We start from the raw sequence: 14,815 nt of genomic DNA, 5'->3' as shown, positions 1-14,815 counted from the left end.
AAATTCCTTAATTACTATATAAGTACCTCACCGATTGCATCATTTTCAGCATTACTAGGTGCGCCTTTTGAATCATTTGGACATTAAGTAGTGTTAAGAACATAAACGAGGCTGTCCAAAAAGCGATGAAAGGCTATTTGGGACCAGCATCGTTTTTTATGCAGATATACTGAGTACCGCTTCCCCCTTGTTGTTAATAGAAGTAAGGAAGAGAAGTGCAAAAGTTTAGGCAGAGAAAGTTGACATGAGGGGGTTGTTCTGTCATAATTCTTGTTAAATGAATAGCGCCTTTAATTCAGTCCTGTGAGGCTGGCAAGGTAACGTGAATCGAGGTTCGCGACTCTTAGAAAGGTATCCGTGTGTAAATACGGAACTGTCTTTTTATGCGCGCGGCCGTCATCTTCCTCATCTGCGGATTTCACTCCTTGCCTGTTATAGGCAAGGAGTTTTTTGATTTCCGGGAACTTGAATAGGCGAACAAGCTGGAGGGTGACAAGATTATGGTTACTGAGAAAAATGTCATTATGGATGAAACGGCGATCCGCCGGGCCTTATCGCGTATTGCTCATGAGATTTTGGAGAAGAACAAAGGTATCGAGAATTGTCTGCTGGTCGGCATTCGGACACGAGGTGTGTATCTGGCACAGCGTATCGCTGAGCGCATCAAGGAGATTGAAGGCGTCGAGATTCCATACGGTGAGCTGGATATCACACATTACCGGGATGACCGTGAAGTGGAAGGCAGTGAAGCAGTAGTGAAGAGTAACGTCGTTATTACTTCAGGAAGTGCTGGCATCCATGATCAGAAAGTCATTTTGTTCGATGATGTACTTTACACCGGACGCACCATCCGCGCGGCGATGGACGCTTTGATGGATTGCGGACGCCCACGAATGATTCAACTGGCAGTACTGGCTGACCGCGGACACCGCGAGCTGCCGATCCGGCCGGACTACATCGGTAAGAATGTACCTACCTCAAAGCACGAGCAGATTGAAGTGGCGCTGAAGGAATACGACGGCAAAGATGAGGTCTACATTATTTCAAACCGGGAGGAACGATAACATCATGACACTTACCAAGGTAAAGGAACGTAGTCTGCTGGGAATCAAAGAGCTTGACCGGTCGGAAATTATCCAACTGCTTGACAGAACAGCATTTTGGGACAATCAAAGTGAAAAGCTAACGCCCATCTTGAACTCCCATTTTATTTCTAACATGTTTTTTGAGAACAGCACACGCACACGCTTCTCTTTCGAGATGGCAGAGAAACGACTAGGTGCACAAGTACTTAATTTTACGGCTGCAGCTTCTAGTGTAGAAAAAGGGGAGTCGATCTACGATACAGTGCGCACACTGGAATCGATGGGGATCGATGCCGGAGTTGTGCGTTTGAAGCCTGCAGGTGTGCTGCAGCAGTTAGCTGAGAAGGTGTCCATACCGCTTATCAATGCGGGCGACGGCAACAATGAACATCCTACGCAGGCGCTGCTTGATTTATACACCATGACCAAAACCTTTGGGGAACTAAAGGGTCTGACAGTCTCCATCATTGGGGACATTATGCATAGCCGCGTAGCGCGTTCTAATCTCTGGGGGCTTACGAAAATGGGGGCCAAGGTGCAGTTCTGCGCACCGGATAATATGAAGGCTCCTGAGCTTATGGAGTATGCGCCTTACGTAACTATGGAAGAAGCTCTTAAAGCGGATGTAGTAATGATGCTTCGAGTACAGCTTGAGCGCCATACTTCCGGCATTAAGCTGTCTGCCGAAGATTACCGTAGCCACTATGGTCTAACAGAAGAGCGGGCAGCTAAGCTGGCCAAAGACACAATCATTATGCATCCAGCTCCGGTTAACCGGAATCTAGAGATTGATGATGCAGTAGTTGAGTGCAGTCAATCGCGGATTTTCCCGCAAATGTCTAATGGCGTACCGGTCCGGATGGCGGTTCTCGAAAGAGCTTTACTATAAGCTTACAGAATGCTAACGTATAGAGACTAATAAATATACACAAAGATGAATTTTTATTATATAATAACGAGAGGGCCCGCAGCTGTGATCTGAGGGTAAAGGTAGAATCATGACAGTGATTATTAGAAACGCCAGCGTATTGAATAAGGAAGGCTTGCTTGAGCGCAAACACATCGAACTTCAGGAGGGTGTGATCTCGGCTATAATCGACGGAAATGAAGCTATCGGAGAAGCCACGGAGATCATTGATGCTGAAGGTAAGCTGCTCATTCCGGGACTCATTGATATGCATGTGCACTTGCGTGAACCGGGATTTGAACACAAGGAAACAGTGGAAACCGGAAGTCGCTCAGCTGCTAAAGGCGGATTTACAACCATTGCATGTATGCCAAATACTCGTCCGGTGACAGATAGCCCGGAGATCGTGCAATTTGTGAAAGACAAGGCGCGTGAAGCAGGACTAGTTAAAGTGCTTCCTTATGCAGCCATTACGAAAAATGAGCTCGGACGTGAGTTGACGGATTTTGCGGCGCTCAAAGAAGCTGGAGCTATTGGATATACAGACGACGGTGTGGGCGTACAAAGTGCTCAAATGATGAAAGATGCAATGAACATCGCAGCATCGCTCGATATGCCAGTCATTGCCCACTGCGAAGATAATTCGCTAGTTGAAGGCTGCTGTGTAGCTGAAGGTGAGTTCGCTAAGAAGCATGGCCTCAAAGGAATTCCGAATGAGTCAGAAGCGATCCATGTTGGACGCGATATTTTGCTGGCAGAAGCGACAGGCGTTCATTACCATGTATGCCATGTCAGTACTGAACAGTCGGTGCGGCTGATTCGCCAAGCAAAAGAGATCGGCATTAAAGTAACTGCTGAGGTATGTCCGCATCACTTGCTTCTTGCTGAAGACGATATTCCAGGCCTGGATGCCAATTGGAAAATGAACCCGCCGCTGCGCTCCCGCCGCGATGTTGAGGCGTGTATCGAAGGGTTGCTTGATGGCACACTAGATATGATTGTTACAGATCATGCGCCACATAGTGAAGAAGAGAAGGCGAAGGGAATGCAGCTGGCACCTTTTGGTATCGTTGGATTCGAGACAGCTTTCCCACTCTTATACACAGCGTTTGTAGAAACCGGAAAATGGGATTTATCCTTACTAGTACAAAGAATGACTGCCGATCCTGCACGGGTATTCAGATTGAACACCGGGGTTATGGAGATCGGAGCTCCTGCAGATTTGACACTGATCGATCTGGAGCAGGAAAAAGAAGTAGATCCAAGTTCCTTCGCAAGCAAAGGACGTAACACTCCTTTTGGCGGCTGGAAGCTTAAGGGTTGGCCAGTAAAAACTTGGGTGGACGGCAAAGCCGTATGGACTGAGAAAAACTAGCGGACTGGTGAGGCGAAATTGCTGATCTTTACAGATCAGCAATTTGAACGCGTACACTCCGGAAGGCATGCAAGGCATACGTATTAGACTACAGAACATGAAGGAGTGGAAGGGAATGCAGGCGAGATTGCTGCTTCAAGACGGAACTTTATTTACAGGTACCGCATTTGGCGCTGAAGGTGAAAAGACAGGCGAGGTTGTTTTTAACACAGGAATTACAGGATATCAAGAGGTGCTGTCTGACCCTTCATATTGCGGACAAATCGTTACCATGACGTACCCATTGATCGGGAACTACGGGATTACGCGGGATGATTTCGAATCTGTTCGACCTTTCGTACACGGTTTTGTAGTGCGTCGTCATGAAGAAGTTCCAAGTAACTGGCGCGCAGAATACAGTGTGGACGACCTGCTGAAAGAATATGATATTCCTGGAATCAGCGAGATTGATACCCGGATGTTGACGCGGATTATTCGCCACTACGGAACAATGAAGGCGATCCTGACTACCTCTAACAAACGTGTAGAGGAATTGATGGAAATGATGGGCGACACTTCAATTGAAGAATTGCGCAATCAGGTAGCTCGCACATCTACTCCAAGCATGTACAATAGCCCAGGAACTAAAGAGCGCATCGTGCTTGTAGATTACGGCGCGAAGGCTGGCATCTTGCGCGAGTTGAACAATCGCGGTTGTGATGTTGTAGTTGTACCTCATGACGTAACCGCTGATGAGATTCGTCGCCTCAATCCAGATGGTATCCAGCTGTCCAACGGCCCTGGGGACCCGAAAGACGTCCCACACGCAGTGAAGACGATCTCGGAATTGCTTGGTGAATACCCAATTTTCGGCATCTGCTTAGGTCACCAGCTGTTTGCACTGGCTTGTGGCGCGGATACAGAGAAACTGAAATTCGGGCACCGTGGAGGTAACCATCCGGTTAAAGAATTGGAGAGCGGACGTTGCTTCATTACTTCTCAGAACCATGGCTACACAGTGAATGAAGATTCTGTGAAGAGCACGGATCTAGAAGTTACTCACATTAATAATAATGATAAGACCGTTGAAGGACTTAAACATACCCGTTACCCTGCATTTTCAGTACAGTACCATCCAGAAGCAGCACCGGGACCTCATGACAGCAGCTATTTATTCGATCGTTTCTTACAGATGATCGCTGATCATAAAGCTAACACACCTGTAAGCTCGCGCCAGGCGCAGCTTGCGGCAAACGCCAGAATCACGGCGCCAAAACCTACAGTAAAACAGCTTGAAGCCGTGAAAGGAGCTCTATAACATGCCTAAGAATGAAAAGCTTAAAAAAATATTAGTAATTGGTTCTGGACCGATTGTTATCGGGCAAGCCGCAGAATTTGACTACGCCGGAACTCAGGCCTGTCAGGCCCTGAAAGAAGAAGGCGTGGAAGTTGTGCTGATCAACAGTAACCCAGCGACTATCATGACTGACACCAATATGGCTGATAAAGTTTATATCGAGCCGATTACCCTTGAATTCGTAACTGGCATCATCCGCCAGGAGCGCCCAGATGGCTTGTTGCCAACTTTGGGAGGACAGACAGGTCTTAATATGGCTGTAGAATTGGCTCGTGCAGGAGTACTAGAACAAGAGAATGTTAAGCTTCTAGGTACCCAGCTTGAATCCATTGAAAAAGCAGAGGATCGCGATTTGTTCCGCGATTTGATGCGCGAATTGGAACAGCCTGTACCAGAGAGCACTATTATTACCACAGTAGATGAAGCGATGAAATTCGCTGAGGAAATTGGTTTCCCACTGATTGTACGCCCAGCCTATACGCTTGGCGGCACCGGCGGCGGGATCTGCGACAACGAAGAAGAGCTGCTTGAGACTGTCAAAGCAGGTATTCGTTATAGTCCAATTGGACAATGTTTGGTGGAGAAAAGTATTGCCGGCATGAAGGAAGTTGAATACGAGGTTATGCGTGATGCGAATGACAACTGTATCGTTGTCTGCAACATGGAGAACTTTGACCCGGTAGGTGTGCATACGGGTGACAGTATCGTTGTGGCACCTAGCCAAACGTTATCCGACCGTGAATATCAAATGCTGCGCAGCGCTTCACTCAAAATCATTCGTGCGCTGAATATCGAGGGTGGCTGCAACGTGCAGTTCGCACTGGATCCGCAAAGCTATCAATATTATGTAATAGAAGTAAATCCACGTGTCAGCCGCTCTTCGGCTTTGGCTTCGAAAGCAACCGGTTATCCGATTGCCAAAATGGCTGCCAAAATCGCACTTGGTTACACACTCGATGAAATCGTCAATCCAGTTACTGGACAGACCTATGCTTGCTTCGAGCCTACACTTGACTATATCGTAAGCAAAATCCCACGCTGGCCGTTCGACAAGTTCATTCATGCGAACCGTAAGCTGGGCACACAAATGAAAGCAACTGGAGAAGTTATGGCCATCGGTCGTACCTTCGAAGAGTCCATTCATAAAGCAATTCGTTCCCTGGAAATCGGTGTACACCGTTTCCGCCTGCCGGGCGCTGAGGATCTGGAAGAAAGCGTCCTGCGTGAACGTCTGGCAAAACCAGATGATGAGCGGTTGTTCTTGATCGCTGAAGCTTTCCGCCGCGGATTTGGCTTGCAAGAGATTCAAGACATTACTAACGTAGACTGGTGGTTCCTGTCCAAAATCGAGGGACTGATCAACTTTGAAGAGGTCATCCGTGGGGATGAAAGCTTATCAGAAGAAACCTTATATCAAGCTAAACGCAGAGGTTTTACAGACCGTGCGATTGCTGAGATACGTGCAGAAGGACAAGCGAACGGTAAATACACTAAAGAAGCTGATGTACGCGCGCTTCGTTTAGAGCGAGGATTAACGCCTGTATTCAAAATGGTAGATACCTGTGCAGCTGAGTTCGAAGCTTCTACACCTTACTACTACTCTACTTATGAGACTGAAAATGAGGTCATTCATTCCGATAAACAAAAGGTTATCGTGCTTGGATCGGGTCCAATCCGGATCGGCCAAGGGATTGAGTTCGATTACTCCACTGTGCATGCAGTGTGGGCGATTCAGAAGGCAGGTTATGAAGCGGTTATTATCAATAATAACCCTGAAACTGTATCTACCGACTTTAATACTTCGGACCGGTTGTATTTTGAACCCTTGTTCTTTGAAGATGTAATGAACGTAATTGCGCAAGAGAATCCGATTGGGGTTATCGTACAGTTCGGAGGCCAAACAGCCATTAACCTTGCTGCACCACTAAGTGCGGCTGGCGTTAAGATTCTCGGAACTAGCCTAGACAGTATTGACGAAGCTGAAGACCGGAAGAAATTCGAAGCTTTGTTGGCTCGTCTGGATATTGCCCAACCAAAAGGAAAGACGGTTATCAACGTAGATCAAGCAGTAGAAACTGCACAATCGCTTGGATATCCGGTGCTGGTACGTCCTTCCTATGTACTGGGTGGACGCGCAATGGAAATTGTATATAATGATGCGGAATTGCTTAGCTACATGGTAGAAGCGGTTAAGGTAAATCCGGAGCATCCGGTATTGATTGACCGTTACATGTTAGGTAAAGAGGTTGAGGTAGACGCAATTTGTGACGGTGAGACGGTAGTTATTCCAGGGATCATGGAGCATGTTGAGCGTGCAGGCGTTCACTCCGGTGACTCCATCGCTGTATATCCTCCGCAATATCTGGATGAAGGTCTGAAAGCAAAAATTGCTGAGATCACAATCAAGATTGCTAAGGAATTGAAAACGATTGGTCTGGTCAACATCCAGTTCGTTATCTATCAGAATGAAGTGTACGTAATTGAAGTAAATCCACGTTCATCGCGTACGGTTCCATTCTTGAGTAAAGTAACTGGAATTCCAATGGCGCATCTGGCAACCAAAATCATTCTCGGCGGCAAGCTGAAAGATGACGGTTATACAGAAGGTCTATGGCCGGAAAGTGATTATGTATCGGTTAAAGTGCCGGTGTTCTCTTTTGCCAAGCTGCGTAGAGTAGAACCAACGCTCGGACCTGAAATGAAATCGACGGGTGAGGTTATGGGCCGCGATAAATTGTATGCAAAAGCTTTGTATAAAGGTCTAATCGGAGCAGGAATGAAAATTCCAGCAACCGGCGCTATCATCGTTACAGTGGCAGATAAAGATAAAGCAGAAGCTGTAGAGCTTATGAAAGGCTTCCACTCGCTGGGTTACAAGATCATTGCTACCGGAGGCACCGCTCAAGCGCTTGAAGAAGCAGGTCTCAACGTAATGAACGTAAACAAGCTGGATGAAGGTGCGCCGAACATTCTCGACTTGATTCGTGGTGGGCAAGCCAACTTCGTCTTTAATACACTGACTAAAGGGAAAACACCAGAGCGTGATGGATTCCGTATCCGTCGTGAAGCGGTTGAGAATGGCGTCGTATGTATGACATCACTCGATACAGTAACGGCACTGCTCAGAATGCTGCAGACGATCAACTTCTCGTCACAGTCCATGCCTGCTTTTGTCGGTCAATTAAACTAATCTCATAAAGATGTATAGGGCGGTTTGCGTTTACGCAGACCGTTCCGCTATGCCTAGGGGCTAATAAATGAAGAGTGTGGATTTAAGTCTGCACTGGATGGGAGAACGGTTATGGGACAGGGAGATGCGAAGTGGAATGAAATGGCGAATCGCTTGATGATCGCCTTAGATTACCCTGATGTTGCTGGGGCAAGAACCTTGATTGACAAGCTTGAAGGGATTCCTTGTTATATGAAAGTGGGAATGCAGCTTTTTTATGCAGCGGGACCGGAATTCATTAATGAACTGAAATCTCGGGGGTATTCTGTATTTGCAGATGTCAAAATGCATGATATTCCTAACACGGTAAAAGGCGGGGCAGAAAGCCTTACGAACCTCGGTGTGGATATGTTTAACGTACATGCCGCAGGAGGCTCAGCGATGATGGCTGCTGCCCGGGAAGGCGCTGCTTCAGTAGTTAATGCGAATGCTGCGCTTAAAATGCCTTTGATTATCGCAGTTACACAGCTGACCAGCACGAGCCAAGAAGTGATGAATAACGAAATTGGAATCGCAGGAGACGTAGCAGATACTGTAGTCAGATACGCTAAGCTGGCAGCCGCTGCAGGTCTGGATGGAGTAGTGGCTTCACCGCAAGAGTCTTCAGCGATCGCAGAGGCTTGTGGGCCCGCATTTTGTACAGTTACACCTGGTATCCGGCCAGCAGGTGCATCCCTAGGTGACCAGTCCCGGGTGATGACGCCGGGCAAAGCGATTCAGCAAGGCAGCCACTTTCTGGTGGTGGGCCGTCCTGTTACAACTGCGGCTGATCCACGTCAAGCAGCACTAAATATTATTGAGGAGATGACCTTAGCATGAGTACATTAAATAGAAGTGAACAAGTAGCAAGTTATCTGCTTACGATAGGAGCAGTGGCACTGCGTCCGCAGGAGCCTTTTACCTGGACCTCTGGTATTAAATCCCCGATCTATTGCGATAACCGCCTGACTATGGCTTACCCAGAGGTACGTAACTATATTGCTGATGCCTTCGCTGAGCTTATTAAAAGCCAGTATCCAGACACAGAGGTGATCGCAGGTACAGCAACCGCAGGCATTCCTCACGCAGCTTGGGTAGCTGATAAACTTAATCTGCCAATGGCTTATATCCGCGATAAAGCTAAAGGTCACGGCAAGCAGAACCAGATCGAAGGACTGATTAAGCCGGGGCAAAAGGTAGTCGTTATCGAAGACCTGATCTCCACTGGCGGAAGCTCCATCAAAGCAGCTCAAGCTGTGCAAGAAGCAGGCGCAGAAGCGTTGGCTGTATTGGCAATCTTCAGCTACGAGCTGGACCGTGCGGTGGAGGCTTTTGCCGCAGCTGAAATGCCATTACGAAGCTTATCCAACTATAGCACATTGATTGATGTGGCTCTTACACAAGGCAAGATCGCAGCTACAGATGTGGAACTGCTGAAATCTTGGAGAAAAGATCCTTCCGCATTTGGCGTTTAAACTAAATATCTGATTATAGTTTGGACGGGCCTCTCACATTTTGGTGGGAGGCTTTTCTTTTTAACTACACTGAGTGTAATAAAAAGGAAAGCTTAAAGCACACTCTGCTGTATAGGTGCATGAAGTACGTTGTTATTTATTGCAGAAAGATGCAATGATCCAGCCGCGGCAGGTGTAAACTCTGGCGCTCTGGAATACTATACTCTGCCCCGGTGATTCCATCGCGTTGTCGTCTCAAACGCCGAATAGTTGCAGTTTGTGCACTTAAACTAACCTTCCTTAGAGGATCTGGTGATATAGTTGCATTTTGTGCAATTATATCACCCAGATATCCGCCGAAAGCACCTAATCACGTTTTTTAACTGCACATAGTGCAATTAAAAGGAGAAGCACAACACACTCAGCTGTAATAGTTGCACAAAGTGCAATTATCCTGTCGCAGAAGGGGCGATTTGTGCCGGTCACATGAAATGTAGCAGGTTAGTCAGTAGGTTAGTTAGTATGGAAGGAAAATGCTGTATTGGTAAAAGGAAAAGTAGAGTGGAGAGTAGGGTTTTGGTGTTTGCATTCACATTTCACATCTACATTTACATTTATATTCACGTTCTGACACTTGGCTGACCTGCGCTCTGTCGTTCTGGTATATTGCGTTCTGACACTCTGGATTCTGATACTCTGCTGCTCTGCGCTCTGAACGCTCTGACACTCTGGAATACTATACTCTGCTCCGGTGATTTCATCGCGCTGTCGTCTCAAACGCCGAATAGTTGCAGTTTGTGCACTTAAACTAACCTTCCTTAGAGGATCTGGCGATATAGTTGCACTTTGTGCAATTACATCCACCAGATAACCGCCGAAAGCACCTAATAACGTTTTTTAACTGCACATAGTGCAATTAAAAGGAGAAGCACAACACACTCCGCTTTAATAGTTGCACAAAGTGCAATTATCCTGCGTAGAAGGGGCGATTTGTGCCGGTCACAGGAAAGGTGCGGGTTAGTTAGTAGGTTAGTTAGTAGGGAAGACGAATGCTGTATTGGTAAAAGGAAACGTAGAGTGGAGAGTAGAGTTTTGGTGTTTGGATTTACATTTACATTTACATTTACATATACATTTACATATACATTCACGTTGTGATACTTGGCTGACCTGCGCTCTGTCGCTCTGGTATATTGCGCTCTGACACTCGGGATTCTGAAACTCTGCTGCTATGCTGCTATGCGCTGTCGCTCTATGCTCTGGCACTCTGCTACTCTGCTGCTATGCGCTGTCGCTCTATGCTCTGGCACTCTGCTACTCTGCTGCTATGCGCTGTCGCTCTATGCTCTGGCACTTTGCTACTCTGCTGCTATGCGCTGTCGCTCTACGCTCTGAACGCTCTGACACCCGGGGATGCTATCGCAATGTCGTCTCAAACGCCGAATAGTTGCAGTTTGTGCACTTAAACTAACCTTCCTTAGAGGATCTGGCGATATAGTTGCACTTTGTGCAATTAAATCAGCCAGAAATCCGCTGAAAGCACCTAATAACGTTTTTTAACTGCACATAGTGCAATTAAAAGGAGAAGCACAACACACTCAGCTGTAATAGTTGCACAAAGTGCAATTATCCTGCCGCAGAAAGGCATTTTAGTATCCTCAGGAAACTCCCGGAACGTTTTTTATAGAAATAATATGAAGAAATCGTAGCATAACTTTAAACAGCCTGTAACTTCCCCTCCTGAATAAAGCTATATACTGTTACTAGAATTATGGGTAATTATTCATAAGGTGGATGGATTGAGTATTTTATGGGAGGGTTCAAGAATGAATCATATAAATAATAATAGAAGGCTATGGCGGCGCTGGTTAAGCTTTGGAATATGTGCAGCACTCCTATTGCCTTTAATTTCTGAAAGCAGGCACACAGCTTGGGCGGAGGCTTCTAAGCCATCTACAGAACAGCGCGTGTTACGTATTGGCAGCCTCTGGTCTGGAGAGGACGATTCTTCTTTTCGTCAGCAGTTTACAGATATGTATGAATTGCAGCATCCTGAAATCAAACTTGAGATTATTCCAGCCATCAATATGAATGAGCTTCGTTTTGACAGCACCTATCCAGAGGTTAACCCAGATAATCTGGAGAATATCCGAGCAATTATGGGCGGTGCAGAGCCAGTTGATGTAATCGTCGGTGATAGTACATTGGTGAAGAGTTTGGTGGAACATAATCTGGTGCAACCGCTGGAGCCGCTTATCGCACGAGATCAATATGATTTAAGCAATATGGCGCCTACGATGCTAAGTGGAGTTCGTGAGCTGGGTGGAGGAAGTCTTTACGCGTTAGCGCCGACTTTTATGTCGAGTGCGTTATATTTTAACAAAGGTATTTTTGATGCTGCTGGTGTAGGTTATCCGACAGATGGAATGACTTGGGATGAAGTGTTCGCGCTGGCCGAAAAGGTGACCAAGAAATCGACAAATAAAGATAAGCGTATATATGGCTTTTCGATGAACCGTTATATGAGCGATCCTTTCTGGGATATGCAGACCTATGTCTCACCGCTGGAGCTTGCTATGTATGACAACAAGGGACATAAGATGGAGGTAAACCAAACACAGTGGAGTCAAGCTTGGACGACCTACAGCCAATTGGTGAAAAAGCAAATTACACCTGGGTTAAACGGTATGGATTTTATAGAAACAGAACGGAGTACCTATAGTCCTGTCCAAGGGGATCTCTTCCTTACCGGAAAAGCTGCAATGGTAATTGGAGAATACGATTATCTTAATGAGCTTACAGGTGTGAGCCGCAATGCAGCAAAGATCAAAAATTATAATCCTGTCGATTGGGGTTTCGTTACCGTACCTACTTTTAAGGAGAAACCAGGAGTGGCTGTAGGTACTTGGGTAGGTAATATGATGGCTATCAACACTATGGCTGCTAATAAGGAAGATGCGTGGGATTTGATCAAATTCGTCAACAGTAATGAAGTAGCCAAAATTAAAGCCCATACCCGCGGGGAACTAACTTCCCGTAAGGATTACATTACCACGAAAGTACCTTCAGTAAATCTGGAGTCCTTCTATACGCTTAAACCATTACCAGCCAATGATCCTTTGATGAACGTCCTACAAACACAGAAGCCTGGAATTAGCCGTATTAACGATGTTGGGCGTCAACTGTTCACAGAAGTTTATCAGGGCAAGAGAACGGTCGAGAGTGCACTTAAAGCTTGGGAGAAGCAAGGGAATACGATGCTGGGTACGCTCGAAAAAGATCCCACATATTATTTTGACTCCATAGGGGATTGAGTTTTGGAATATGTAGCAGCCACCGGATTTCCGGTGGCTTATTTTGTGGAACTTGGGCATGATAAGTTCAGAGCAGCGTAAGATTAATTTGCGAAAAGGAGAAGAGGGCATCATGAATTGGATATACTTCGCGAAACTGTTCAGAACGAGATTTCAAGCAGGCTGTTTGGCAAAAAGACTGGAGCAAGATGGCTGGATTTATGGCTATCATGACCCAAGTTTTGTGGAGATTTATCGATCCCGCAAAGGAAGATATGGGGTTAGATTTTTGCCTTGAGAACTTTTACAAATTCATCCTTGACGTAGACCCATTTTGTACTGTATATTATTTATTGTCGCTGTTTGAATATTATTTCTGACGCGGGGTGGAGCAGCCCGGTAGCTCGTCGGGCTCATAACCCGAAGGTCGCAGGTTCAAATCCTGCCCCCGCAACCAATTTTATTACAACAGCAATTGTACATTCGGATATTTTTAGATCCGGGCCCTTAGCTCAGTTGGTTAGAGCGGTCGGCTCATAACCGATTGGTCGGGGGTTCGAGTCCCTCAGGGCCCACTTATCAAAAACCCTTACCTTGTAAGGGTTTTTTGCTGTCTATAGGCTCCTTGTAAGTAGAAGTGGAAGAGTTGGAAAAGCGACAAAATAGAAAATGATCACATTTTGGTCACGGCGTTGTTAGATCCACTGGTTTTATCATAGATCATCTGGAAAACGGTAAAGAGTATGTATTCTGTGGAACTGCCCTACTCTTGTAGAGGAAAGGGGACAGTCATGACATATAGACTATTAAGTAGCAAGCACCATACGCCGTAGATTTTGATTGAATTAAAAGCATGTCCAATACGCTGAAATTGATGATTTCTTTGAAAAGGTTAATGCTGAATTTTGATAAGAAGCAATAGAGGATGCCGCATATTCGCTCGGCATCCTTTATTGCAAGTAGATATACTAACTTTATCATCAGAAGTTGATTAATAGCTTATTGATTATCACCAAACCAGATGTTCTCTGTACCGGTCCGCGTGTCTGTCCATACGCTCACTAGACGGCCTGTTTGAGGGACGATGGCATTACCGATGTAGTCCCCAATTAGGGGGATGCCGGTGACGTCAAAGGAAGTTGTTGTTATCCGGGTGTTTGTATACGTCATACCGCCATCTCTAGATGTTGCTAGATAAACATCAAGGTTGAGGGGGTTGACTCGATTAGTGTAATAGGTAACGAATATTGCACCATCCGCAGGGGATACGGTGATGGCTGGGAAAAAGTTTTGGGAGCCCACAGGACTACCTGTAATGGATATTGGTGCCCCCCAATCCACACCAAAATTAGTGGAGATAGCAAGAAAAATATCAGAATAACCTTCTCGAAAATCTTGCCATACAGCATAGACATTCCCTCGCGTCGTCGGTGCATTAGAAATATCTGCTGCGAGGGAAGGGTATGTCAGACATCTAAATGTATATCCCGGCAATGGATCTGGTGGGACTACAACGCTGGCGACCATGGTTTCAGGAGTAAAAGTGACCCCACCGTCTGAGGATGTGCGAATTTTAAGATCAGTATTACCGGGAGGCTGATTGATCCATCCCACGATAACAATCCCATTTAATGTAATTGCTATACCGGGGAATTCTTCGAATTCTTCGACCGAAGACAGCAGGGAGGGACTGGAATAGGTACTACCGTTATCTAGGGAACGATTGAAGAATATCGTATTTCCCGGTATGAATTGTGTGTTGTAATCATGCGTATAACCAGTATATACATTTCCAAAAAAAGGACTTGATCCAGCTTTGTCGGTGACAACGACCACCTGATCATCATTTACAAACTGCCCAAACCCTTGATTCACGATGACTGGCGGTCCGAATGAAGAGGCATTGTCGGCAGATGTATAGGAGACGATCGACCCGCTGAGACCGTCTGAATCGAAGGCGTGGGCTAATACTACGAAAGTGGTCGGGAAAATATAATCAATATGTGGTGCTTCGATGCCTGCAAATCCTGTCGGTAACGGCAATAACGTTGTTGTCCAAGTGGCACCTGCGTCAATAGATTTGTATAAACCTATATTAGGAGGGCCTAATCGAAGATCTACAGCTACGGCAACCATAACTGAAGGATTAAGCCAATT

The 14,815-nt window shown here is 46.1% G+C and carries 10 protein-coding genes and 2 tRNA genes; 11 read left to right on the top strand and 1 reads right to left on the bottom strand.

Annotation, left to right across the window (positions count from 1 at the left end; genetic code table 11):
• Window positions 1-500: 500 nt before the first annotated feature.
• The 11 genes from pyrR (at window position 501) to MHI25_RS23515 (ending at window position 13,233) form a co-directional block, all read left to right on the top strand.
• Complete coding sequence (gene pyrR, locus MHI25_RS23565; protein ID WP_036683379.1) at window positions 501-1,064, top strand: bifunctional pyr operon transcriptional regulator/uracil phosphoribosyltransferase PyrR; 564 nt, start codon at window positions 501-503, stop codon at window positions 1,062-1,064.
• A 4-nt stretch (window positions 1,065-1,068) separates the two neighbouring features.
• Entirely contained in the window at window positions 1,069-1,974 is a 906-nt protein-coding gene (locus tag MHI25_RS23560; RefSeq protein WP_036683376.1) for an aspartate carbamoyltransferase catalytic subunit, read from the top strand.
• 109 nt (window positions 1,975-2,083) lie between these two features.
• Complete coding sequence (locus tag MHI25_RS23555; RefSeq protein ID WP_076128828.1) at window positions 2,084-3,367, top strand: dihydroorotase; 1,284 nt, start codon at window positions 2,084-2,086, stop codon at window positions 3,365-3,367.
• Window positions 3,368-3,482: 115 nt separating this feature from the next.
• Window positions 3,483-4,664: a glutamine-hydrolyzing carbamoyl-phosphate synthase small subunit gene (gene carA / locus MHI25_RS23550; RefSeq protein WP_051491286.1), complete on the top strand. Its 1,182-nt coding sequence runs from the start codon at window positions 3,483-3,485 to the stop codon at window positions 4,662-4,664.
• A 1-nt stretch (window position 4,665) separates the two neighbouring features.
• Entirely contained in the window at window positions 4,666-7,893 is a 3,228-nt protein-coding gene (gene carB, locus MHI25_RS23545) for a carbamoyl-phosphate synthase large subunit (RefSeq protein ID WP_076185242.1), read from the top strand.
• A gap of 111 nt (window positions 7,894-8,004) precedes the next feature.
• Window positions 8,005-8,751, top strand: coding sequence for an orotidine-5'-phosphate decarboxylase (pyrF, locus tag MHI25_RS23540; protein WP_076146022.1), 747 nt, complete (start codon window positions 8,005-8,007; stop codon window positions 8,749-8,751).
• Window positions 8,748-9,386, top strand: a complete 639-nt coding sequence (gene pyrE, locus MHI25_RS23535) for an orotate phosphoribosyltransferase (RefSeq protein WP_340394472.1) — start codon at window positions 8,748-8,750, stop codon at window positions 9,384-9,386. The genes pyrF and pyrE overlap by 4 nt, the downstream gene beginning before the upstream one ends.
• Before the next feature lie 1,805 nt (window positions 9,387-11,191).
• Window positions 11,192-12,679: an extracellular solute-binding protein gene (locus tag MHI25_RS23530; RefSeq protein ID WP_339169282.1), complete on the top strand. Its 1,488-nt coding sequence runs from the start codon at window positions 11,192-11,194 to the stop codon at window positions 12,677-12,679.
• Between the two features lie 112 nt (window positions 12,680-12,791).
• Window positions 12,792-12,956, top strand: a complete 165-nt coding sequence (locus MHI25_RS23525; protein ID WP_167347621.1) for a hypothetical protein — start codon at window positions 12,792-12,794, stop codon at window positions 12,954-12,956.
• Between the two features lie 82 nt (window positions 12,957-13,038).
• Window positions 13,039-13,115, top strand: a tRNA-Met gene (locus MHI25_RS23520).
• A gap of 44 nt (window positions 13,116-13,159) precedes the next feature.
• Window positions 13,160-13,233 (top strand) — tRNA-Ile (locus MHI25_RS23515).
• 424 nt (window positions 13,234-13,657) lie between these two features.
• On the opposite strand, the gene MHI25_RS23510 is transcribed toward MHI25_RS23515, so the two are convergent.
• Window positions 13,658-14,794 (bottom strand): sialidase family protein, encoded by a 1,137-nt coding sequence (locus tag MHI25_RS23510; RefSeq protein ID WP_256717195.1) that lies wholly within the window; start codon window positions 14,792-14,794, stop codon window positions 13,658-13,660.
• Window positions 14,795-14,815: the final 21 nt, after the last annotated feature.

Source organism: Paenibacillus sp. FSL E2-0177, assembly GCF_037992975.1.
GTDB lineage: Bacteria > Bacillota > Bacilli > Paenibacillales > Paenibacillaceae > Paenibacillus_AQ > Paenibacillus_AQ odorifer.
This window is presented reverse-complemented; position numbering and strand designations above follow the sequence as displayed.

What these genes read in the sequence shown, in the direction of transcription:
- pyrR (WP_036683379.1), top strand. Translation starts at nt 501, where the DNA reads ATGGTTACTGAGAAAAATGTCATTATGGATGAAACGGCGATCCGCCGG.
- MHI25_RS23525 (WP_167347621.1), top strand. Translation starts at nt 12,792, where the DNA reads ATGAATTGGATATACTTCGCGAAACTGTTCAGAACGAGATTTCAAGCA.
- MHI25_RS23510 (WP_256717195.1), bottom strand. Translation starts at nt 14,794, where the DNA reads ATGGTTGCCGTAGCTGTAGATCTTCGATTAGGCCCTCCTAATATAGGT.
- MHI25_RS23555 (WP_076128828.1), top strand. Translation starts at nt 2,084, where the DNA reads ATGACAGTGATTATTAGAAACGCCAGCGTATTGAATAAGGAAGGCTTG.
- pyrE (WP_340394472.1), top strand. Translation starts at nt 8,748, where the DNA reads ATGAGTACATTAAATAGAAGTGAACAAGTAGCAAGTTATCTGCTTACG.
- MHI25_RS23560 (WP_036683376.1), top strand. Translation starts at nt 1,069, where the DNA reads ATGACACTTACCAAGGTAAAGGAACGTAGTCTGCTGGGAATCAAAGAG.
- carA (WP_051491286.1), top strand. Translation starts at nt 3,483, where the DNA reads ATGCAGGCGAGATTGCTGCTTCAAGACGGAACTTTATTTACAGGTACC.
- pyrF (WP_076146022.1), top strand. Translation starts at nt 8,005, where the DNA reads ATGGGACAGGGAGATGCGAAGTGGAATGAAATGGCGAATCGCTTGATG.
- carB (WP_076185242.1), top strand. Translation starts at nt 4,666, where the DNA reads ATGCCTAAGAATGAAAAGCTTAAAAAAATATTAGTAATTGGTTCTGGA.
- MHI25_RS23530 (WP_339169282.1), top strand. Translation starts at nt 11,192, where the DNA reads ATGAATCATATAAATAATAATAGAAGGCTATGGCGGCGCTGGTTAAGC.